The following is a 20,746-nucleotide window of genomic DNA, read 5'->3' on the forward strand; positions in this document are numbered from 1 at the left end:
GGTGCGATTTTTCTTGTTGCCCTTGTTATTAACCATTTTATGGACACTGTTTCTATTCCACTACGGCTTAAGCTTTAAACAAGGTTTAAAAGGCTACTATTGGATTATTGGGATTAGCACTGCGTTAATAGGATTTTTCACTTTAATGATTTGGTTAACCCATTAGCCAGACATAAAAAAAGCTTGCCGAGGCAAGCTTTTTATTTAGCGCTTGAGTATTAACCAACTAAAGACAGCAATACACCCGCAGCTACAGCACTACCTAGTACCCCAGCAACGTTTGGCCCCATTGCATGCATCAACAAGAAGTTATGAGGGTTTGACTCTAAACCAACCTTATTTACTACACGTGCAGCCATTGGCACCGCTGATACACCAGCAGCACCAATTAGTGGGTTAATTTTACCGCCACTTAACCGGCTCATTAGCTTAGCCATAAGTACCCCAGAAGCAGTACCAATAGCAAATGCCACAGCACCTAGACCAAGAATACCTAAAGTTTCTACGGTTAAGAACTTATCTGCAGATAACTTAGAACCTACCGCTAAACCTAAGAAAATGGTTACTACGTTGATTAGCTCGTTTTGCGCAGTTTTGCTTAAACGGTCAACTACCCCACTTTCACGCATTAGGTTACCTAAACAGAACATACCTACTAAAGGCGTTGCTGCTGGCAAGAACAAAATGGTTAAGCCAAGTACTGCGATAGGGAAAACAATCTTTTCTCGCACGCTTACTGGACGCAATTGCTCCATTTGAATTTCGCGCTCTTCTTTAGAGGTTAAGGCCTTCATAATCGGCGGCTGAATAATTGGAACCAGCGCCATGTATGAATAAGCAGCTACCGCGATCGCACCTAGTAAATCGGGTGCAAGTTTAGAAGCGAGGAAGATAGCTGTAGGGCCATCAGCACCACCAATAATGGCAATCGCAGAAGCATCAGCCAGCGTGAAATCAAAACCTGGGATCATGTTTAATAAAATTGCGCCAAATAGCGTCGCAAAAATACCAAACTGAGCCGCAGCACCTAACAATAACATTCTTGGGTTTGCGATAAGCGCACCAAAGTCAGTTAAGGCGCCAACTCCCATAAAGATCAGTAGCGGGAAAACACCCGTTTCGATTCCTACATGGTAAACGTAGTAAAGCAAACCACCTTCATCGTTAAATCCAGCATTTGGAATATTGGCCAGCACCGCACCAAAACCAATGGGTAACAATAATAAAGGCTCAAATTTACGCACAATTGCTAAATACAGCAGTAGTAAACCCACTGCCATCATAACCAATTGTGCGGCTTCGAAGTTAGCTAGGCCGGTTTCTAGCCATAGCTTAGTAATTCCTTCCACGTTCTCGCTCCCTTACGCGATGCTAAGCAGGACTTCGCCTACTGCAACGGCATCACCTTCTTTAACGAATACCTCGTCAACAACCCCGGTTTTAGCGGAACGGATTTCGGTTTCCATTTTCATTGCTTCCATAATCAGCAATACGTCGCCTTCTTGCACCTTAGCACCAGGCTTAGCTAACACCTTAAAGATGTTACCCGCTAACGGGGCAGGTAAGGCTTCACCATTACCGCTTGCAGGAGCAGCGGCAGGAGCGGCAGGTGCAGAACCAGCAGCAGGAGCAACCCCATCGATAGAACCTTCCGGGCCAACGTCAACAGTGTACAACTGACCGTCTACACGCACCGAGTAAGTTTCTACAGCACCAGCTTTAGCTGGAGCGGCAACTTTTACGTCATCTGCGCTTGGCACAGGCTCAAAGGCATCAGGGTTGCCACGATTCTCTAAGAACTTAAGGCCAATTTGTGGGAACAAAGCGTAAGTTAAAGCATCATCAATTTGATCTTCAGCCAGTGCAAAACCTTTTTCTTTAGCTAATTGCACAACTTCAGTCTCTAAGCGCTCCATTTCAGCTTCCAGTAAATCTGCAGGCCGGCAAGTAATCGCTTCTGCACCATCTAATACTCTTGCTTGTAGTTCAGCATTCAGCTCACCAGGTGCTTTACCGTATTGACCACTTAAAATACCAGCAGTTTCTTTGGTAATCGTTTTGTAACGCTCACCGGTTAAAACGTTAAGTACAGCTTGGCTACCAACGATTTGCGAAGTAGGAGTTACCAGCGGGATGTAGCCCAAATCTTTACGTACTTTAGGGATCTCTAGCAACACTTCATCTAATTTGTCTGCCGCGCCCTGCTCTTTAAGCTGGCCTTCCATGTTTGTTAACATGCCGCCTGGTACTTGCGCGATAAGAATGCGTGAATCAACACCTTTAAGGCTGCCTTCGAACTTGGCGTACTTCTTACGTACTTCGCGGAAGTAAGCAGCAATCGACTCAAGTTTAGTTAGGTCTAAGCCGGTATCGCGCTCAGTACCTTCTAGCATCGCCACAATGGTTTCTGTTGGGCTATGACCATAAGTACAGCTCATTGAGGAAATTGCGGTATCAATGATGTCTACGCCCGCTTCAATGGCTTTAATGTGGGTAGGCAAGCTCAATCCGGTAGTTGCGTGGCAATGCAAGGCAATTTCTACATCAGTTTCCGCTTTAAGGCGCTTAATCAAGGTTTCAGCTTCATACGGCTTCAATAAACCAGACATATCCTTAATTGCAATAGAGTGGCAACCAATGTCTTCTAAACGCTTAGCTAAATCTACCCAGTTATCTGTGGTGTGAATTGGACTAGTGGTATAAGAAATCGTCCCCTGGGCGTGGGCGCCGCAATCTAGAGCAGCTTTTACCGCCGTTTGGAAGTTTCGTGGATCGTTCATCGCATCAAAGATACGGAATACGTCCATACCATTCTTAACCGCTCGCTCAACAAAGCGTTCAACTACATCATCGGCGTAGTGACGGTAGCCGAGTAAATTTTGGCCACGCAACAGCATTTGCTGTTTAGTATTAGGCATGGCTTTTTTCAGCTCACGTAAACGCTCCCAAGGATCTTCACCAAGGTAACGGATACAGGCGTCAAAGGTTGCCCCACCCCAAGTTTCTAAAGACCAATAACCAATTTGGTCGAGTTGCTCAGCAATAGGCAACATATCTTCAATACGAAGACGGGTTGCTAATAATGATTGATGCGCGTCGCGCAATACAACATCGGTTAATGCAAGTGGTTTAGACATTGCGTTAAATCCTCTTTTAGTTATTGGGCCTTCCGGTACTGTTGAACAGCAGCTGATATAGCGGCTACTACAGTGGCATTATTGGCTGGTTGGGGAGTTGCAGACGAAGTTTGCTTGGTTTCAGCAACTTCAACTAGCGGTGGCGCAAGTTTAGCTAAACCATTCACCGCAATAATAAGTAGCGATAAAAAAGCGAATACGGCGATCATCCCGACCCCCATTAACGTTGCTGCTTCAATCAACAGCTCAGTCAAGTCCATCATATTATTAATCCACATCCTTTGAGATTGGCGTAAGAATTACATGCTAAACAACAAAAATCAAACTAGAATTTTGAATAAATATTCAAAACCTTGGTATTGTTAACTTTATTTTGCCAATGACAAAATCCGCAATTATACGCCACATCGCTCATTACACAGTTTAAATCGCCAAGCGATAACATTTAGTTAACAACTGTTTTACAGCTGTACGACAGCAGAATTGATTAACTAATCTAGCAGCTTAGCTACCTCAAAAGTAGTAATCGCGATCACAAGAGATAGATTTTTAAGATGAATAAGAGGTGAATAGTGATCTATGGCGCTAAAGATAACAAAAAGAAGAAAGTAAAATGGCGCGCGTGGAAGGATTCGAACCTCCGACCGCCTGGTTCGTAGCCAGGTACTCTATCCAGCTGAGCTACACGCGCGTGGGGCATGACACAAGCCTAGAAGATAAAAGGCAATGCATCAAATAAAAACCGAAAATGGCGCGCGTGGAAGGATTCGAACCTCCGACCGCCTGGTTCGTAGCCAGGTACTCTATCCAGCTGAGCTACACGCGCGTTGAAATCGATGGCGGTGAGGGAGGGATTCGAACCCTCGATAGGGCTACAAACCCTATACTCCCTTAGCAGGGGAGCGCCTTCGGCCACTCGGCCACCTCACCGCGATTTCGGATGCAGATATTACTGCTTCCAAAAATATAGTCAAACCTTTTTTGTCACTTTTCTTTTGTTCGTTCAGCTTTCGAACAGTTAGCTATGTATTTGTTTAGCAACTGACTATAAAGCAATCATTCTGGCTAACCCGTAGTGATTTACTAGTTGCTATCAATAAGCATTATAAGCCCCAAAAACAAAAGGAAGCCATGGGCTTCCTTAAAGATAAATCGTGGCAATGTAAGGCTTGCTTAGGCGCCAGCACTTTTCTCTGCTTGGATGCGCATGTAGATTTCTTCACGGTGCACAGATACTTCTTTTGGTGCGTTTACGCCGATACGTACTTGGTTACCTTTAACACCTAATACAGTTACGGTTACTTCATCCCCAATCATTAACGTTTCGCCTACACGGCGCGTCAAAATTAGCATTCACTATCTCCTTAAATTCATTTACTTGTTCTTTAGCGACTTATCTAAGCTATTATTTTTCTAATATTAAGCGTATAGACTAGCTTGTTTAAGCCAAAGAGTCATTATTATTGCTCTAGGTTATATGCACTGTGTAAAGCACGTACAGCCAACTCTAAATATTTCTCGTCCACTACGACAGACACTTTGATTTCAGAAGTCGAGATAAGTTGCATGTTAATGCCCTCGTCTCCTAAAGTTTCAAACATAGTTTTAGCAACGCCAGGGTGGTTCATCATGCCCACCCCAACGATAGAAATTTTTGCCAAGGAATCTTTACCTTGAACTTCACGAGCGCCTAGTTTGCTGGAGGTTGCTTCTAGCAACTCTTTTGCTCGTTTGTAATCATTACGGTGAACGGTAAAGGTAAAGTCTGCTGTATTATCGCCCATCGAATTCTGAATGATCATATCAACATCGATATTAGCATCACCAATTGGCGCCAAAATTGATGCAGCTACGGAAGGTTTATCTGGTACACCCAAAATAGTTAAACTTGCTTCATCACGATTAAATGCGATGCCTGAAATTACGGGTGACTCCATTTTATTTCCCTCATAACTGATTAAGGTGCCATTACCTTCGGTAAAACTTGATAGAACACGCAACGGTACATTGTATTTACCCGCAAATTCTACGGCTCTGATCTGTAAAACTTTTGCGCCTAAACTGGCCATTTCTAGCATTTCTTCAAACGTTATGCTTTCCAGGCGACGAGCTTTGGGTTCGACTCGTGGGTCTGTAGTATAAACACCATCAACATCAGTATATATCTGACATTCATCGGCCTTTAAGGCTGCTGCGATAGCCACTGCAGTAGTGTCCGAGCCACCACGTCCCAAAGTAGTGATGTGATTATCTGGGCTCCGCCCTTGGAAACCGGCAATCACTACCACTTTGTTATCTTTTAAGTGGGCTTGAATATTATGGTCGTCAATGTTGGTAATGCGAGCTTTGCCATGGGCGTCATCGGTATGCATACGAATTTGGTCGCCCGTCATCGAAATGGCATCACACCCCTTTTTCTGCAAAGCGATACTGAGCAAGGCAATAGTTACTTGCTCACCTGTTGAAACCAATACATCTTTTTCACGCTCACTGGCGTTTTCGTCAATCTCTTGAGCCAAGCCCAATAACCGGTTAGTTTCACCCGACATTGCTGAAAGGACAACCACGATGTCATCGCCCGCTTCTTTACAGCGAATAACACGATCAGCCACCGCTTGAATACGCTCTATGGTACCTACCGAGGTGCCGCCATATTTTTGAACAATTAGTGCCACTTGCTTTCCTTATTCTCTAACACTTAATGCATAACTATTTAAAGCTTCTCAACAAGCCACTCTTTCACTTCTTGCAGCGCTTTTGGCAAACCATCAGGGTTTGAACCACCGGCTTGTGCCATATCTGGACGCCCGCCGCCTTTACCACCTACACATTGCGCAGCAATATTTACCATTTCGCCGGCTTTAACGCGGCTAGTTAGATCTTTGGTTACACCTGCAATAAGACTCACTTTACCTTCATTTACTGCCGCCAGTAATACCACGCCACTTTCGAGTTTCACTTTAAGTTCATCTACACTACTACGCAGCGCTTTACCTTCTACGCCATCTAAAAAGGCAATTAATACTTTCACACCGTTAATAGTTTGTATTTGATCTAACACATCATTACTGGCTGCACTAGCAAGCTTAGCTTTAAGCTGAGTGACTTCTTTTTCCAGCATTTTGTTGCGATCTACTAGTTGAATGACTTTTTCACCAATGTTGAATTGGTCGCCTTTAACCAAATTAGCAGCTTTTTCTGTTTCTTCAGCTAAGCGGTGAATCAAATCAATAGCAAATTGCCCGGTTACTGCTTCAATACGACGGACGCCAGCAGCAATGCCTGCTTCGCTAGTGATCTTAAAGAAACCAATGTCACCGGTGTGGTTTACGTGGGTGCCACCACAAAGCTCTGTAGAGAAGTCCCCCATACTCACAACACGAACATCTTCATCATATTTTTCGCCAAATAAGGCCATCGCACCGGCTGCTTTAGCTTCATCCAAGTTCATTACCTTGGTAACAACCGGCAAATTACGACGAATTTGTTGATTAACTAGGTGTTCAACCTGACGAATTGAACTCATTGAAATAGCTTCGAAATGAGAAAAGTCAAAACGCAAGCGCGCAGCCTCTACTAAAGATCCCTTTTGCGTAACATGTTCACCTAAGGTTTGACGCAATGCTGAATGCAATAGGTGAGTCACAGAGTGATTTAAGGCTGTGTTCCAACGACGACGCGAATCTACTTTTGCAGTCACTAATTTTTGTAAACATAAGTCACTACCTTGAACATAACCTTTATGTACAAAAGCTTTACCCACTTTAAGGGTATCTTGTACAACAAAGCTTCCGCCTTCATACATTAACTCGCCAGCGTCACCGGCTTGACCACCTGACTCGGCATAAAACGGCGTTTTATCTAAAACAATAATGCCTTGTTCACCGCTTAAAAGTGACTGTTGGGGCTCGCCATCTTTAAACATTTCAATAATCTTAACGTCAGCATCTAGGTGTTGGTAACCTAGAAACTCGGTAGCACTATCAATAATTAGATTGTCGTTGTAGTCGGTACCAAAGTTACTGGCTTGCTTAGCGCGTTCACGTTGAGCTTGCATAGCCGCTTCAAACTCGGCCTCATCGACACTTAGCTCTCTCTCGCGGGCGATATCAGCGGTTAAATCTGCTGGAAAGCCATAAGTGTCATAAAGCTTAAACACCAAGTCACCAGGAATAACCGAACCTTCCAATTCGCTAAGTGCTTCATCCAAAATTAACAAACCACGGTCAAGGGTTTTGGCAAACTGCTCTTCCTCTAGCTTAAGAACACGTTCAATAACCGGTAACTGAGTTTGCAGTTCAGGGTAAGCTTCACCCATTTCAGCGATTAGTGCAGGCAATAATTTATAAAAGAATGCATCAGTAGCACCCAACTTATTACCATGACGCACCGCTCGACGAATGATACGGCGAAGTACGTAACCTCGACCTTCATTAGCTGGCATAACACCATCTGCGATTAAGAATCCACATGAGCGAATATGGTCGGCAATTACCCGCAACGATTTGTTTTCCAAATCATTGGTGCCAATAATTTTAGCTGCTGCAGCAATCAGGTTCTGAAAAATATCAATTTCGTAGTTAGAGTGTACGCCTTGTAAAATGGCTGCGATTCGCTCTAAGCCCATACCGGTATCAACCGATGGGTTTGGTAAGGGGTCCATTGTTCCGTCGGCTTGACGGTTGAACTGCATGAAGACTACGTTCCAAATCTCAATGAAACGGTCGCCATCTTCTTCAGGACTTCCTGGAGGACCACCCCAGATATGTTCACCATGGTCATAAAAGATTTCGGTACAAGGACCACAAGGCCCGGTGTCACCCATTTGCCAGAAGTTATCTGACTCAAACTTCTTCTCTGGAGACTTATCGCCGATACGAATAATGCGATCTTTAGGCACACCAATTTTGTTTGCCCACAAATCAAATGCTTCATCATCGGTTTGGTAAACGGTGACTAAAAGCTTCTCTTTAGGTAGCTTAACAACTTCAGTTAAGAACTCCCATGCATAGCCAATGGCTTCTTCTTTGAAGTAATCACCAAAGCTGAAGTTACCTAACATTTCAAAGAAAGTATGGTGACGCGCCGTGTAGCCTACGTTTTCTAGATCATTGTGCTTACCGCCTGCTCGCACACAGCGTTGTGAGGTAGTGGCCCGACTATAGCTACGCTTATCAATACCAAGAAATACGTCTTTGAACTGATTCATACCCGCGTTAGTAAACAGTAAGGTAGGATCGTCGTGAGGCACTAATGAACTACTGGCAACTACTTGGTGATTTTTGCTGTTAAAGAAGCTTAAAAATGCATCTCTTACTTCAGCTGAAGTCATCTTCATGAAACTCTTTCCTGGGGGTTTGTAGCAAGTCGACATAGCGGCGAAACCTAAAGTTACCCGTCGATAAGCGCTAAAAAAGGTGAAACCGTTATTAATCGCGACAATATATCATGCAGACCTTTGCAGGCAAAGTGTTCAAGGCTTATTGCTGTTGTAGTTCGTTATACAAGAGATTGATTAGTTCGAAATCGAAGCCTCGTCGAAACAAGTAGGCTGTACATTTTTGCTTTTGCATTCGGTCGCTGGGTAAACCTTGCTTAAATTTCTTGTTAAAACAAAGTTCGATGGCTTTATACCAATCCCAGTCATCCTGCTCCAAAACCTCAATCGCTAAATCGCCGCTAATACCCTTGGTTTGCAAATACTGCTTAATATAGTTTTTGCCGTAGCCTTTGCTAACTCTAGCGCGGGTTAACGATGCTGCGTAGCTTCTATCATCTAACCAAGCATTTTGTTGCGCGTACTCTAGAGCATCACTAACTTCGTCATCTTGGTAGCCTTTTTGCTGCAATTTTTGCAACAGCTGCTGTTGGCTATAGGAACGCCTTGATAGCAAATCGATGGTGGTATGTAAGGCGCTACGATTAGTCATAATAAAAAGGAGCCCTTAGGCTCCTTTGTCTCGCTTATGCTTCTTGATCAGCAGGTGCTTCAGCTACAGGTTCTTGCTCGTTTGGCTCAACCTTAGTAAGCAGGTTATTTCGGATAGTCATTTCAATTTCTTTAGCAACTTCTGGGTGTTCTTTTAAGTAAGTAGATGCGTTTGCTTTACCTTGACCAATTTTATTACCTTTGTAAGAGAACCAAGCACCGGCTTTGTCAACCAGCTTCTCTTTAACACCTAGATCAATCAGTTCACCGTAACGATTAAAGCCTTCGCCATACATAATTTGGAACTCAGCTTGCTTAAACGGTGGAGCAATTTTGTTTTTAACCACTTTAACCCGGGTTTCATTACCAACCACTTCATCACCCACTTTCACCGCACCAATGCGACGAATATCTAAACGAACTGAGGCGTAGAACTTAAGCGCATTACCACCGGTTGTAGTTTCTGGATTACCAAACATTACACCAATCTTCATACGAATTTGGTTAATGAAGATACACATACAGTTTGTTTGCTTAAGAGTACCAGTTAGCTTACGTAACGCTTGAGACATCAAACGTGCTTGCAGGCCTACGTGGCTATCGCCCATGTCACCTTCAATTTCTGCTTTTGGTGTTAAGGCTGCTACCGAGTCAATAACAATCATATCTACAGCACCAGAGCGCGCTAACATATCGGTAATTTCTAGCGCTTGCTCACCAGTATCAGGTTGAGATACCAATAGGTTGTCTACATCTACACCTAGCTTTTTCGCATAGATAGGGTCTAAGGCATGCTCCGCGTCAACAAATGCACATACCTTACCCACTTTTTGGGCTTGCGCAATAGCTTCTAAAGTAAGTGTGGTTTTACCAGAACTTTCAGGACCATAGATTTCGATCACGCGGCCCATTGGCAAGCCACCTGCACCCAATGCAATATCAATTGATAAAGAACCAGTAGAAATGGTTTCAATATCCATGGTACGGTTATCACCAAGCTTCATGATTGAGCCTTTACCAAATTGCTTCTCAATTTGGCCTAGGGCCGCAGCTAATGCCTTTTGTTTGTTCTGATCCATATCGCCCTCGTTAGGTGCTTTTAACTATCTTGTTGAACAGTAGTATACTGGGTATTCATACAGTATCAAGTTTATTCCATAAAATTCCTAAAAGAGTTTTGCCTAATTAGCTGGCAGCTTTTATCCTTGCAGCTTCGTTCAACTAAATAGCCAATAATTCGATTACGCTGATGACTGAAACAAACCTAGAAAAACATACGCCAATGATGCGCCAGTACCTTAATCTAAAGGCGCAACACCCTGATATTCTGCTGTTCTATCGGATGGGCGATTTCTATGAGTTGTTTTATGACGATGCTAAACGCGCATCTGAATTAATGGATATTTCTCTAACCAAACGTGGACAATCTGCTGGTACGCCTATTCCCATGGCAGGCATTCCCTATCACGCAGCCGAGAACTACCTTTCACGACTTGTACAACTAGGCGAGTCAGTCGCGATTTGTGAACAGATTGGCGATCCAGCCACCAGTAAGGGGCCGGTCGAACGAAAAGTAGTTAGAATCATCACCCCTGGTACAGTAAGTGACGAAGCACTACTAGAGGAAAAGCAAGACAATTTATTAGTCAGCGTGGTGAACCAACAGGAACAAATCGGTCTTGCTTATCTGGATATTGCCAGTGGTCGCTTCGTTATCAATCAGTTTAATGGTGAGGATCAACTTCAAGCCGAACTACAGAGACTAAACCCAGCCGAATTGCTCTACCCCGACGATTTTGAATTTTACCCAAGTTTGCAAAGCTACAAAGGCCTACGCCGACGCGGTGAGTGGGAGTTTGATTTAGCCACAGCAGAAAAAGTGCTAAACCAGCAATTTGGTACTCGTCATCTAGATGGTTTTGGCGTGAGTGAATATCCCCTCGCCCTGTCTGCAGCGGGTTGCTTATTGCAATATGTACAGGATACCCAGCGCACTGCATTGCCACATATCAATGCAATTATTATTGAAAGCCAAAGCCAATTTATTCAGTTAGATGCAGCTAGTCGTAAGAACTTAGAACTTACTCGAAACTTGGCCGGCACTTATGACAATACTCTCAGCGCCATTTTAGATCGCAGCGCCACCGCCATGGGTAGTCGTTTGCTCAACCGCTGGATCCATCAACCGTTGAGCAATCAACAAGAAGTTATAGCTCGCCAAAATTGTATTGCCGAGATCTTAAGTGCCGACCTCTATCCACAGCTACAAAGTATTCTTAAATCCATCGGCGACATTGAGCGTATTTTAGCGCGCTTAGCACTGCGCTCTGCTCGTCCTCGAGATCTTGCTCGCCTACGTAATGCTTTTGACCAACTGCCCGAGCTACAAAGTTATTTACTTAACTGCCAAGCTTTGGCCCCTTTAGCTAACACCATCAGTGAGTTTCCAGAGACTCTGGCACTACTACAAAATGCAATTATAGATAATCCTCCAGTACTCATTCGAGATGGTGGGGTTATTGCGCCAGGCTACAATCAAGAGCTGGATGAGTGGCGTGACTTAAGTGACGGGGCTACTCAGTTTTTAAGTGACATAGAGCAACGTGAGCGTGAGCAAACCGGCATAGCTAATCTAAAAATTGGCTATAACAAAGTGCATGGTTTTTATATTGAAGTTAGTCGAGCCCATGCAGAACAAGTTCCAGAGCACTATATACGTCGCCAAACTTTAAAGAATATGGAGCGCTACATCATCCCCGAGCTTAAAGAGCACGAAGAAAAAGTGCTTTCTAGTCAAGGTAAAGCGCTAGCCCTTGAAAAACAGTTATACGAGCAACTACTCGACCTGTTAATGCCAGAGCTAAGCAAAATGCAACAAAGTGCTCAAGCCATTGCTCAACTAGATGTTCTAGCTTGTTTGGCAGAAAGAGCGGAAAGCCTAAACTATTCTCGCCCAAGCTTTGTGAAAAACTCAGGTATTAGTATCCAAGGCGGCCGTCACCCGGTTGTAGAGCATGTAAATGAAACACCATTTATTGCCAACCCTATTCAACTAAACAAACAGCGCCAGCTATTAATAGTTACAGGCCCTAACATGGGCGGTAAATCGACTTATATGCGCCAAACAGCACTTATCTGTTTGATGGCTTACATGGGAAGTTATGTTCCGGCTGATAGCGCAGAGCTTGGACCAATAGATAAGATTTTCACTCGTATTGGGGCGTCCGATGATCTGGCAAGTGGTCGTTCTACCTTTATGGTTGAGATGACTGAAACTGCAAATATATTGCATAACGCCACTGCCAATAGCCTAGTACTGATGGACGAAATTGGCCGAGGAACAAGCACTTATGATGGTATGTCATTAGCTTGGGCTGTCGCACAGGCATTAGCTAAACTTAAATCACAAACGCTTTTTGCTACTCACTATTTTGAGTTAACTCAGCTTCCGGAATTATTGGAAGGGGTAGCTAATGTGCACTTAGACGCGGTTGAACATCAGGATACCATCGCATTTATGCATCAAGTACAAGATGGCGCGGCGAGTAAAAGCTATGGCTTGCAAGTAGCTGCTCTTGCTGGCATTCCAAAAGCAGTTATTAACCAAGCGAAACGAAAGCTCAAACAACTTGAGGCGATTGAGCCTGCTGGCTCAAATGCAGTAAATGGAGACTTAGCTGCTCAGTTAAACATGGACTTAGGCGAACCAGAACCTCACCCGGTTGTTGAGCAGCTTAAACAGCTCGACCCCAACGAACTAACTCCCAAAGCAGCTTTAGACTTATTATTTAAACTAAAACAGCAAAGTCATTAAACCGCTTATTATACCAATCACACTAAGTAAGTGATGAGAAATAACGCAGGAAGAATACTCGAGAATAAGGCAGAGTTTTATTGATAAGTAACCTGAGCTCGGGATAAAGAAGTGACGATAACTCTGCAACCCAGTACTTAATCTAGCTTCATGTTTCTAGCGAGATAGTTTTGCTTAGTTCAGGGCGAAGCTGCGCGCCAATAGCTAGCCTATTGCAAGTAGCTTCAACACCGAAATAAGTAAAAGTAGCCGCTAGAAACCGACTTATTATCCCAAGCTCAGGTTAAGTAGTATTCTACAATCAAAAATCCTAACGCAGTTATCGAGTATTTTAACCAGATAGAATGAACAGTTACTTAATACGATAGGTATTAAGCCAGCAACTAAAAAAGGAAGCCTAAGCTTTAATGCCGATCAGTTAAGACAGATCCATTGACGATCTTTCTAGGTATAGCAAAATCCGATGTCATTAATGGCATCGGATTTTTTCGTTTATGGACGTCTCACAAGCACTCAACATCATCAATGACTGGAAGCCCAATCAAATTGAAACACTGGCTGATTTGTTACCCCTTGAGCTCATCAATGATGCCTATGCTTTGTCCGATACGGTTACGCTGAGAAAACGCAAGCTGTCGCTTGAGTCACTGGTCTGGTTGCTTGTTGGAATGGCGCTTTATAATGACAAATCGATAGCCAATATCGTGAATCAGCTCGATATTGTTGACCGTGAAGGTAAGCCTTTCGTTGCGCCAAGTGCACTCACGCAACGGCGTAAACAGCTAGGCGAACAAGCGATACACGATGTCTTTCAACTCATGTCAAAGCGCTGGTGCCAACAAGCCAACTTCGCTCACTGGAATGGTTTAACATTACTCGGTGTTGATGGTGTCACTTGGCGTACTGATGATTCTAAAGAGAACAGCGATGCATTTTCTCGACCTAAAGGCACACAATACCCACAAGTGCGCATGGTGTGTCAGATGGAGTTAAGCACACATCTCATCACCGCCAGTGCTTTCGACGACTACAACGTCAACGAAATGGTGTTAGCCGAAAAGCTGATTAAAGATACGCCAGACCATAGCCTAACGATGTTCGACCGTGGCTTTTATTCGATGGGGTTACTGCATGCTTGGCAGAGTGCAGGTACAGAGCGCCACTGGCTTCTGCCATTAAAGAAAAACACTCAATATACCGTGCTGAGAAGCTTTGGGCGTAACGATAAACTTGTCACCCTTACTAGTAATCCTAGAGCGCGTAAGTTATGGCCAGAACTATCCGAAACGATGACTGCTCGTCTCGTGACCCGCAAAATCAATGGCAAGACATTTGAGGTACTCACCTCCATGATTGACCCGATGCGCTTTCCCGCAGCAGATATTGGTTCATTGTATGGACACCGTTGGGAAATCGAACTGGGATACCGAGAGCAAAAACAGTTTATGTTGGGAAGGCGTTTGACACTCAGAAGCCGTAAACCGGAGCTGGTGCGCCAAGAGCTATGGGGCATTTTGCTGAGCTATAATTTGATACGGTATCAAATGGTTGAAATGTGCTTTGTGTTGAAAGGGAGCTACTTACCTTACCAGCTGAGTTTTAATGGCGCGTTAGCGCATGTCATGAGGTTATTGGTAGGACTGCCTTATTCCAGCCCAGGGGCAATTCCTCGGCAGCTCAAGCATTTTTATGGGATGGCAGAAAGCCTCATTCTTCCGCCAAGGCGAGAACGAACCTTTCCAAGGTGCGTTAAGCCCAGACCGCAGCGATACGCTAGAAACAAAAATGCCGTTCACCTTAAGTGAACGGCATTGAAGCCTAAGCTTCCTTTTTATTATCTAATATTTCTTTATCTACACTTTAAATAACGAGTCGATAGATAGATTCTGTAGAGAAAGTATATCGCGTAAGCGACGTAGTGCTTCAACCTGAATTTGTCTAACACGCTCACGAGTTAAGCCAATTTCACGGCCAACATCTTCCAGCGTAGACGCTTCGTAACCAAGTAAACCAAAGCGACGTGCTAATACTTCGCGTTGCTTGCTGTTTAGCTCGCCTAACCAACCAACGATGCTATTTTTCATATCGTCGTCTTGGGTGCGGTGTTCAGGTCCGTGGTCATTCTCATCTGAAATGATATCAAGCAGGGCTTTATCATTATCCCCACCGATAGGCGTATCAACTGAGCTGATGCGTTCGTTTAGACGTAACATCTTAGTGACATCTTCAACCGGGCGATCTAGTGTTTCAGCAATTTCCTCGGCGGTTGGTTCGTGATCTAAACGGTGTGCTAATTCACGTGCTGTACGTAAATATACATTTAGCTCTTTCACCACATGAATCGGTAATCGAATAGTTCGAGTTTGATTCATGATTGCCCGTTCAATGGTTTGACGAATCCACCAAGTAGCATAGGTAGAGAATCGGAAACCACGCTCGGGGTCAAATTTTTCAACTGCTCGAATCAAACCAAGGTTCCCTTCCTCGATTAAATCTAGCAGTGCTAAACCACGGTTATTGTAGCGGCGAGCAATTTTTACTACCAAACGAAGATTGCTTTCAATCATTCTTTTACGCGCGGCTTCATCACCTCTTAAGGCGCGGCGGGCATATAGGACTTCTTCTTCGGCGGTAAGTAATGGAGAGAAACCAATTTCGCCAAGATAGAGCTGAGTAGCATCTAAACTCTTGGAAACATCGGCTTGCATGATGTCATCTTTATCTGATTTTTTATCAACAGTTTGATTCTTTGAATTTTCTGTTGAAACGCTTTTAAGTTTTACAGCAGTTTTTACTTGGGTCATAGCATAACCTCCCTGAACAAGACCTGATTGCTATTATTGTTATGTGCAATCTAGGCTAGAGTGCCGGTAGATACTTAGCTGGATCTACTGACTTTCCTTTGAAACGGATCTCAAAATGTAATCGCGTATCGGTTGTTCCTGTATCGCCCATATCGGCGATGTGTTGTCCTACTGCTACTTGCTGTTTTTCTTTGACACGTAAACGACTGTTATGAGCGTAAGCACTTAAATAATCATCGTTGTGTTTTATTATTATTAGTTTTCCGTAACCCCGTAATGCACTACCAGCATACACCACTCGACCCGGTGCTGAAGCTACGATTTTTTGGCCTTGCTTACCACCAATATCTAGACCTTTATTACCATTCTCTTTATTGGAGAAACCCTTGATAATATTGCCTTTTGTTGGCCAAACCCAACCTTTTACGGAACCTGTTTGAGCCTTGTTTGTAAGCTTCGACGAGTTTTTAGCGTATGCCTTTGTTGACGTTGATTCAAGTTCTTTTGATGATTTTTTAACATCTTTAACTTGCGGCTTCACAGTTTTATGCTTGTTGGTTTTAGCTTTGCTGGTTTTAACACTGCTAGCTTTTAGATTTATAGTTTGACCAACATATATTGTGTATGGTGGCGGAATATTATTTCTTTTTGCTAATTGTTCGGGGTCGATCCCAGCCCGCCAAGCAATCGAGTACAGTGTTTCGCCTTTTTTTACTTTATAACTGGCGCTATTTAGGACACCTCGGGTCTCGTCGTTATAAGTTCCAGCATTAGTAACTGGCGCGGGGCCGCCTTCTCGACTACACCCTTGTAGCAAGCAAACGAGAACGATTAACCCCAAATAGCGCCAGTAATTCATAGTGTTAACGAAGCAGCAAGTACGCTACCACAGCTAACACCACAACTAACCAGCCTAATATTTCTACATATTTACGAAGTTGGGCTTCCATTTTTTCGCCACCCCACATCATCAAGCCAGCCACTAGGTAAAAGCGCATACCGCGACCAACTAAAGAGATAAGCAAAAACGGGATGAATGCCATATTCAGAATACCGGCAGTTAAAGTGAAGACCTTGTAGGGAACTGGGGTGAAGCTAGCCACAAAAATTACTAATACCCCCCACTTTTCAAACCATTCAAAGGCCACATCCATTTTGTGTTGGTAGCCGACCGATTTAATCAGCGGCTCCACAAGAGGCTCGTAGAAAAACTGACCTAAGGCATAACCCAAAGCCGCCCCTAATACTGAGAAAATAGTTGCCAACATAGCAAAGCGTAATGCTTTATTAGGGCGAGAAAGCGCCATAGGCGCTAGCATGACATCGACAGGAATAGGCCAAAAGATAGATTCTATAAAACTCATCCCTGAAAGATAACGTACCGCATGGCGGTGCTCAGACCACGTCATCACTCTATCGTATAAGGCACTAAAAATTTTCACGCTAATTCACCATTAATTAAAGGAACAAAACGAACGGGTTCAAGATTACGTTGGGTAAAACCTTGGGTTTGTTTTTCTACTAAGATAAGCGACTGTTGCTGCTGTTGCTCACCTACTGGAATAATCATTTGACCGCCTACACTTAATTGCTCAACTAATGCTTGCGGAATAGCTGCTGCAGCGGCAGTTACAATAATTGCGTCGAATGGCCCTTTGCTTGCCCAACCTTGCCAACCATCGCCATGTTTTGTTGCAACATTATGTAAATCGAGCATTTTTAAGCGGCGTTTAGCTTGAAACTGCAACGTTTTAATCCGTTCAACTGAGTAAACTTGGTCGACTAAAGAAGCTAAAACCGCAGTTTGATAACCCGAACCGGTGCCAATTTCGAGCACTTTTTTTGGCTGTGTTTGCAGCAATATTTCAGTCATTTTGGCCACAATATAAGGTTGAGATAAGGTTTGCCCTTGACCAATTGGCAAGGCCGTATTATCCCAAGCTTGATGTGCAAGTGCTTCATCAATGAAATACTGTCGGGGTAGTTTAGCGATAGCGTTCAAAACGGCTTGATTTTGTATACCGTGTTGACGTAGTTGATTCACCAATTTCACACTATTTGGGCTTTCGCCAAATTGCATTACCTTGCCTCCCAATCCTTGATCCATGTGTCTAGTTTGCCAATAAAGCTGTGGGCTGTCATATCTATTGTTAAAGGTGTTATTGATACATAGCCCTGAGCAACTGCGTGAAAGTCGGTGCCTTCTCCTGCATCTTGCTTTTCTCCAGGTGGACCAAGCCAATAAATGTCATGGCCACGTGGGTCTTGTTGTTTAACCATCACTTCTGCACGATGCCGGCTACCAGCCCGAGTTACCTTTACGCCCTTAATCTGCTCCATTGCTAAATCAGGAACATTCACATTAAGAATTTGATTACTCGGTAAGGCATGCTCGCGCAGTTGCTTAATCAACTTTAAAGTTACTTCTGCAGCGGTTTGATAGTGCTTCCCTTCACTGCCTACTAACGATACAGCAATCGCGGGTAAACCCAAGTTTCTTCCTTCCATTGCTGCAGCAACGGTACCAGAATATAGTACGTCATCACCTAGGTTGGCCCCTGCGTTAATACCCGCCACCACGAGTTCTGGCGGCTCATCCACTAACTCGTTAATCGCCAGATGCACGCAGTCTGTGGGCGTCCCCTTAACAGAGATAGTTTGTTCATCTAAATGCACAATGCGTAAGGGGTTTTCTAGAGTTAAAGAGTTACTGGCACCGCTACAATTGCGGTCTGGAGCAACTGTTAACACTGGCGCTAGTTGCTTTAAGCACTGCGCTAAGCATTGAATGCCAGGTGCATGAATACCATCATCATTACTCACTAATATGGTCATGACCTTCACCTTGGCAATTTACTATTTCACGCAATATGCTTGTTGCGTAGTTTCCAGCACTTAGGTAGAAGCTCAGTACTAAGTCATTGCCATCAAGCTTCGCGCTAAACTGTTGTGGTCTAAGCGCCAAAGCCCTGCGTTCCATCTTCAAACCTGCTTCACTCAAGCCTGAGATAATTAGTGGGTAGAGACTCAGCACACTTTGCTCAAAACGCAAAGCATCCGCTAGGCAAGCTAACTCTCCCTTCCCCACCATAGGTGCAGAAAGCTCAATTTCACCTTGCTGGAAACGCTCAACAATATCTGCATCAATTTGCTCAGCAACAAAGTAAGCATTGCTGCTAGAGAACTTCATCACATCACCAGTTAGTAGCTCAGAAAAATGCTGCTGCGCTATTCGTTCACTTACTGCTCGGTTGAACACAAAGCTACGCGCAGCTGAGAGGTAAATACTGCGTTTATCGCGGTTTTTAATGCGCTTACCGGCAAACATAGCTAAAGCACTGTCTATATTGCTGGCGCCTCGTCCAAAACGCTGCGCTCCGAAGTAATTTGGCACTCCCGCTTTTGCAACTAACTCGGCGCGGAATAACGCATCTTTCGCATCTGATACATCACGCAAACGGATCTTAAAATTGTTTCCAGACAAGGCCCCGCGTTTTAACTTCCGGTTATGCCGCTCAACGGCAACAACTTTCACCCCTTCGCCCAAGAGCTCGGGTAACTCAACATTAGGCTTTCCGGGCAACTGAATACTAAACCATTGAGTCGTTACCGCGTGACGATCCTTTAAACCCGCGTAGCTAATCACTTTAGGGCTTACTTGGCAGGCATCGGCCAGCATTTTTACCACCCATGAAGTATTTTCACCGGTTTTTTCCACCTTAACCATCATGTGTTCGCCATCGCCACTAAACTCAAAGGGCAATACTTCATCCACACAAAAATCAGCGGCTTGTTGTTTTAAGATACCGCTACTTTGTGGTTTACCATGGAGATAATTGAGCTGGTTAATTTGCTCTAGATAATCACTCACTTAATTTTCTCCAGCAATACAACGGCGTGACTAGAGATGCCTTCTTTACGCCCTTCAAAACCAAGCTTTTCGGTTGTTGTGGCCTTTACATTAATTTGGCTTATATCGGCCTGCAAGTCTGCAGCAATATTTAGCCGCATAGCTCCTATGTGCGGCGCCATCTTAGGTGCTTGGGCCACAATGGTTAAATCAAGATTTGCCAGTTTAAAGCCGCGCTCAACTATCTGCGCGACCACTTGGCGTAATAAAATTCGCGAGTCTATGCCGGCATACGTCTGATCATTATCGGGGAAATGGTGACCAATATCGCCCAAGGCTAGTGCGCCTAACAACGCGTCACATAAAGCATGAAGAGCAACATCGCCATCAGAGTGAGCAACAAATCCTTGCTCGTAAGGAATGGCAACACCAGCAACCATTAATGGGCCTTCTCCACCAAACTTGTGAACGTCAAAACCGTGGCCAATGCGAATACTCAATTATATTTCCTCTTCATTCTGTTGCTGGCTGATAAACCATTTTGCTAAGGCCAAATCTTCTGGGCATGTCACTTTAATATTATCGCTACGCCCAGTCACTAAGCTCACCGGGCAGTTTGCCCACTCCATAGCAGACGCTTCATCGGTAATCACTGCGCCAGTTAACAAGGCATTTTGTATATTGTCTTTAAGCTGCTTAACCTTAAACATTTGCGGGGTTAATGCATGCCAAAGCTGTTCTCTAGATATTGTTTGGGCAATTTTGCCACCGGCACCGCGTTTCATCGTATCGCGAACTTGAGTGGCTAAAATGCCACCACATTGCTGTTGCTCTACCGCGCTAATTAATTTGCTAATGTCACTTTGGGTAATACAAGGCCTGGCCGCATCATGGACTAAAATCCATTCATCTTGCTTAGCCGCCTTGAGCCCAGCTAACACAGAGTCAGCCCGCTCATCACCACCAACCACCGTATTAATGCGTCCGTCTTTGGCTAAGGGTAATTGGTTAAACCAAGTGTCCTTGGGGTGCAATACAATGATTAAGTTTTTAATTGCAGGGTGGGATAAAAATACCTTAGCGGTAGTTTCTAAAATGGTCTGCTCACCTAAACGCAAATATTGTTTAGGAAGAGAGGCTTGCATACGACTGCCAATACCTGCGGCAGGTAACAGCGCAGTATATTGCTTGCATTGGGATTTCATGAAATGT

At 44.1% G+C, this 20,746-nt stretch carries 18 protein-coding genes and 3 tRNA genes; 2 read left to right on the forward strand and 19 right to left on the reverse strand.

Annotation, left to right across the window (positions count from 1 at the left end; all coding sequences use genetic code 11):
- Positions 1 to 218: 218 nt before the first annotated feature.
- From K5L93_RS03630 to recA, 11 genes are all read right to left on the reverse strand, one after another.
- The gene (locus K5L93_RS03630) at positions 219 to 1,349 is read right to left on the reverse strand and encodes a sodium ion-translocating decarboxylase subunit beta (protein WP_220718509.1); all 1,131 of its coding nucleotides are present in this window, start codon (positions 1,347 to 1,349) and stop codon (positions 219 to 221) included.
- Between the two features lie 12 nt (positions 1,350 to 1,361).
- A complete protein-coding gene (gene oadA / locus K5L93_RS03635; protein WP_220718510.1) occupies positions 1,362 to 3,137 on the reverse strand; it encodes a sodium-extruding oxaloacetate decarboxylase subunit alpha in 1,776 nt (591 codons plus the stop codon).
- 20 nt (positions 3,138 to 3,157) lie between these two features.
- The gene (locus tag K5L93_RS03640; protein ID WP_246614974.1) at positions 3,158 to 3,400 is read right to left on the reverse strand and encodes an OadG family protein; all 243 of its coding nucleotides are present in this window, start codon (positions 3,398 to 3,400) and stop codon (positions 3,158 to 3,160) included.
- A gap of 351 nt (positions 3,401 to 3,751) precedes the next feature.
- Positions 3,752 to 3,828 (reverse strand) — tRNA-Arg (locus K5L93_RS03645).
- A gap of 58 nt (positions 3,829 to 3,886) precedes the next feature.
- Positions 3,887 to 3,963 (reverse strand) — tRNA-Arg (locus K5L93_RS03650).
- Positions 3,964 to 3,974: 11 nt separating this feature from the next.
- A tRNA-Ser gene (locus K5L93_RS03655) sits at positions 3,975 to 4,067 on the reverse strand.
- A gap of 243 nt (positions 4,068 to 4,310) precedes the next feature.
- The gene (gene csrA, locus K5L93_RS03660) at positions 4,311 to 4,490 is read right to left on the reverse strand and encodes a carbon storage regulator CsrA (RefSeq protein WP_016402827.1); all 180 of its coding nucleotides are present in this window, start codon (positions 4,488 to 4,490) and stop codon (positions 4,311 to 4,313) included.
- Between the two features lie 107 nt (positions 4,491 to 4,597).
- The gene (locus K5L93_RS03665) at positions 4,598 to 5,812 is read right to left on the reverse strand and encodes an aspartate kinase (RefSeq protein ID WP_220718511.1); all 1,215 of its coding nucleotides are present in this window, start codon (positions 5,810 to 5,812) and stop codon (positions 4,598 to 4,600) included.
- Between the two features lie 38 nt (positions 5,813 to 5,850).
- Complete coding sequence (gene alaS, locus K5L93_RS03670; protein WP_220718512.1) at positions 5,851 to 8,475, reverse strand: alanine--tRNA ligase; 2,625 nt, start codon at positions 8,473 to 8,475, stop codon at positions 5,851 to 5,853.
- 142 nt (positions 8,476 to 8,617) lie between these two features.
- Positions 8,618 to 9,067, reverse strand: coding sequence for a regulatory protein RecX (locus tag K5L93_RS03675; protein ID WP_220718513.1), 450 nt, complete (start codon positions 9,065 to 9,067; stop codon positions 8,618 to 8,620).
- 34 nt (positions 9,068 to 9,101) lie between these two features.
- Positions 9,102 to 10,145 carry a recombinase RecA gene (gene recA, locus K5L93_RS03680; protein WP_220718514.1) on the reverse strand — a complete coding sequence of 348 codons (1,044 nt, stop codon included), beginning with the start codon at positions 10,143 to 10,145 and terminating at the stop codon, positions 9,102 to 9,104.
- A gap of 170 nt (positions 10,146 to 10,315) precedes the next feature.
- Here recA and mutS point away from each other — a divergent pair, with 170 nt between their 5' ends.
- Positions 10,316 to 12,880, forward strand: a complete 2,565-nt coding sequence (gene mutS, locus K5L93_RS03685; RefSeq protein ID WP_220718515.1) for a DNA mismatch repair protein MutS — start codon at positions 10,316 to 10,318, stop codon at positions 12,878 to 12,880.
- A gap of 494 nt (positions 12,881 to 13,374) precedes the next feature.
- Positions 13,375 to 14,685, forward strand: a complete 1,311-nt coding sequence (locus K5L93_RS03690; protein WP_220718387.1) for an IS4 family transposase — start codon at positions 13,375 to 13,377, stop codon at positions 14,683 to 14,685.
- Between the two features lie 48 nt (positions 14,686 to 14,733).
- Here the strand turns inward: K5L93_RS03690 and rpoS are convergent, their stop codons facing one another.
- The 8 genes from rpoS to ispD are packed head-to-tail and all read right to left on the reverse strand — an operon-like array spanning position 14,734 to position 20,739.
- The gene (gene rpoS / locus K5L93_RS03695) at positions 14,734 to 15,684 is read right to left on the reverse strand and encodes an RNA polymerase sigma factor RpoS (RefSeq protein ID WP_016402833.1); all 951 of its coding nucleotides are present in this window, start codon (positions 15,682 to 15,684) and stop codon (positions 14,734 to 14,736) included.
- Positions 15,685 to 15,739: 55 nt separating this feature from the next.
- Entirely contained in the window at positions 15,740 to 16,543 is an 804-nt protein-coding gene (locus tag K5L93_RS03700; RefSeq protein WP_220718516.1) for a peptidoglycan DD-metalloendopeptidase family protein, read from the reverse strand.
- Between the two features lie 4 nt (positions 16,544 to 16,547).
- The gene (locus tag K5L93_RS03705) at positions 16,548 to 17,126 is read right to left on the reverse strand and encodes a YqaA family protein (protein ID WP_220718517.1); all 579 of its coding nucleotides are present in this window, start codon (positions 17,124 to 17,126) and stop codon (positions 16,548 to 16,550) included.
- A complete protein-coding gene (locus K5L93_RS03710; RefSeq protein WP_040307426.1) occupies positions 17,123 to 17,764 on the reverse strand; it encodes a protein-L-isoaspartate(D-aspartate) O-methyltransferase in 642 nt (213 codons plus the stop codon). Before K5L93_RS03710 ends, K5L93_RS03705 begins: the two co-directional genes overlap by 4 nt.
- Positions 17,764 to 18,519, reverse strand: a complete 756-nt coding sequence (surE, locus tag K5L93_RS03715; protein ID WP_220718518.1) for a 5'/3'-nucleotidase SurE — start codon at positions 18,517 to 18,519, stop codon at positions 17,764 to 17,766. The genes K5L93_RS03710 and surE overlap by 1 nt, the downstream gene beginning before the upstream one ends.
- Positions 18,500 to 19,555: a tRNA pseudouridine(13) synthase TruD gene (gene truD, locus K5L93_RS03720; RefSeq protein WP_220718519.1), complete on the reverse strand. Its 1,056-nt coding sequence runs from the start codon at positions 19,553 to 19,555 to the stop codon at positions 18,500 to 18,502. The genes surE and truD overlap by 20 nt, the downstream gene beginning before the upstream one ends.
- A complete protein-coding gene (gene ispF, locus K5L93_RS03725) occupies positions 19,552 to 20,034 on the reverse strand; it encodes a 2-C-methyl-D-erythritol 2,4-cyclodiphosphate synthase (RefSeq protein ID WP_220718520.1) in 483 nt (160 codons plus the stop codon). Before ispF ends, truD begins: the two co-directional genes overlap by 4 nt.
- Complete coding sequence (ispD, locus tag K5L93_RS03730; protein WP_220718521.1) at positions 20,035 to 20,739, reverse strand: 2-C-methyl-D-erythritol 4-phosphate cytidylyltransferase; 705 nt, start codon at positions 20,737 to 20,739, stop codon at positions 20,035 to 20,037.
- Positions 20,740 to 20,746 lie beyond the last annotated feature (7 nt).

It is taken from the genome of Agarivorans litoreus, from assembly GCF_019649015.1.
Classification (GTDB): domain Bacteria; phylum Pseudomonadota; class Gammaproteobacteria; order Enterobacterales; family Celerinatantimonadaceae; genus Agarivorans; species Agarivorans litoreus.

Bases quoted from the DNA above. Each gene is read 5' to 3' on its own strand.
- K5L93_RS03700 (WP_220718516.1), bottom strand. From the start codon at position 16,543: ATGAATTACTGGCGCTATTTGGGGTTAATCGTTCTCGTTTGCTTGCTA.
- recA (WP_220718514.1), bottom strand. From the start codon at position 10,145: ATGGATCAGAACAAACAAAAGGCATTAGCTGCGGCCCTAGGCCAAATT.
- K5L93_RS03710 (WP_040307426.1), bottom strand. From the start codon at position 17,764: ATGCAATTTGGCGAAAGCCCAAATAGTGTGAAATTGGTGAATCAACTA.
- K5L93_RS03690 (WP_220718387.1), top strand. From the start codon at position 13,375: ATGGACGTCTCACAAGCACTCAACATCATCAATGACTGGAAGCCCAAT.
- ispD (WP_220718521.1), bottom strand. From the start codon at position 20,739: ATGAAATCCCAATGCAAGCAATATACTGCGCTGTTACCTGCCGCAGGT.
- oadA (WP_220718510.1), bottom strand. From the start codon at position 3,137: ATGTCTAAACCACTTGCATTAACCGATGTTGTATTGCGCGACGCGCAT.
- alaS (WP_220718512.1), bottom strand. From the start codon at position 8,475: ATGAAGATGACTTCAGCTGAAGTAAGAGATGCATTTTTAAGCTTCTTT.
- csrA (WP_016402827.1), bottom strand. From the start codon at position 4,490: ATGCTAATTTTGACGCGCCGTGTAGGCGAAACGTTAATGATTGGGGAT.
- K5L93_RS03640 (WP_246614974.1), bottom strand. From the start codon at position 3,400: ATGATGGACTTGACTGAGCTGTTGATTGAAGCAGCAACGTTAATGGGG.
- rpoS (WP_016402833.1), bottom strand. From the start codon at position 15,684: ATGACCCAAGTAAAAACTGCTGTAAAACTTAAAAGCGTTTCAACAGAA.
- mutS (WP_220718515.1), top strand. From the start codon at position 10,316: ATGACTGAAACAAACCTAGAAAAACATACGCCAATGATGCGCCAGTAC.
- K5L93_RS03675 (WP_220718513.1), bottom strand. From the start codon at position 9,067: ATGACTAATCGTAGCGCCTTACATACCACCATCGATTTGCTATCAAGG.
- surE (WP_220718518.1), bottom strand. From the start codon at position 18,519: ATGACCATATTAGTGAGTAATGATGATGGTATTCATGCACCTGGCATT.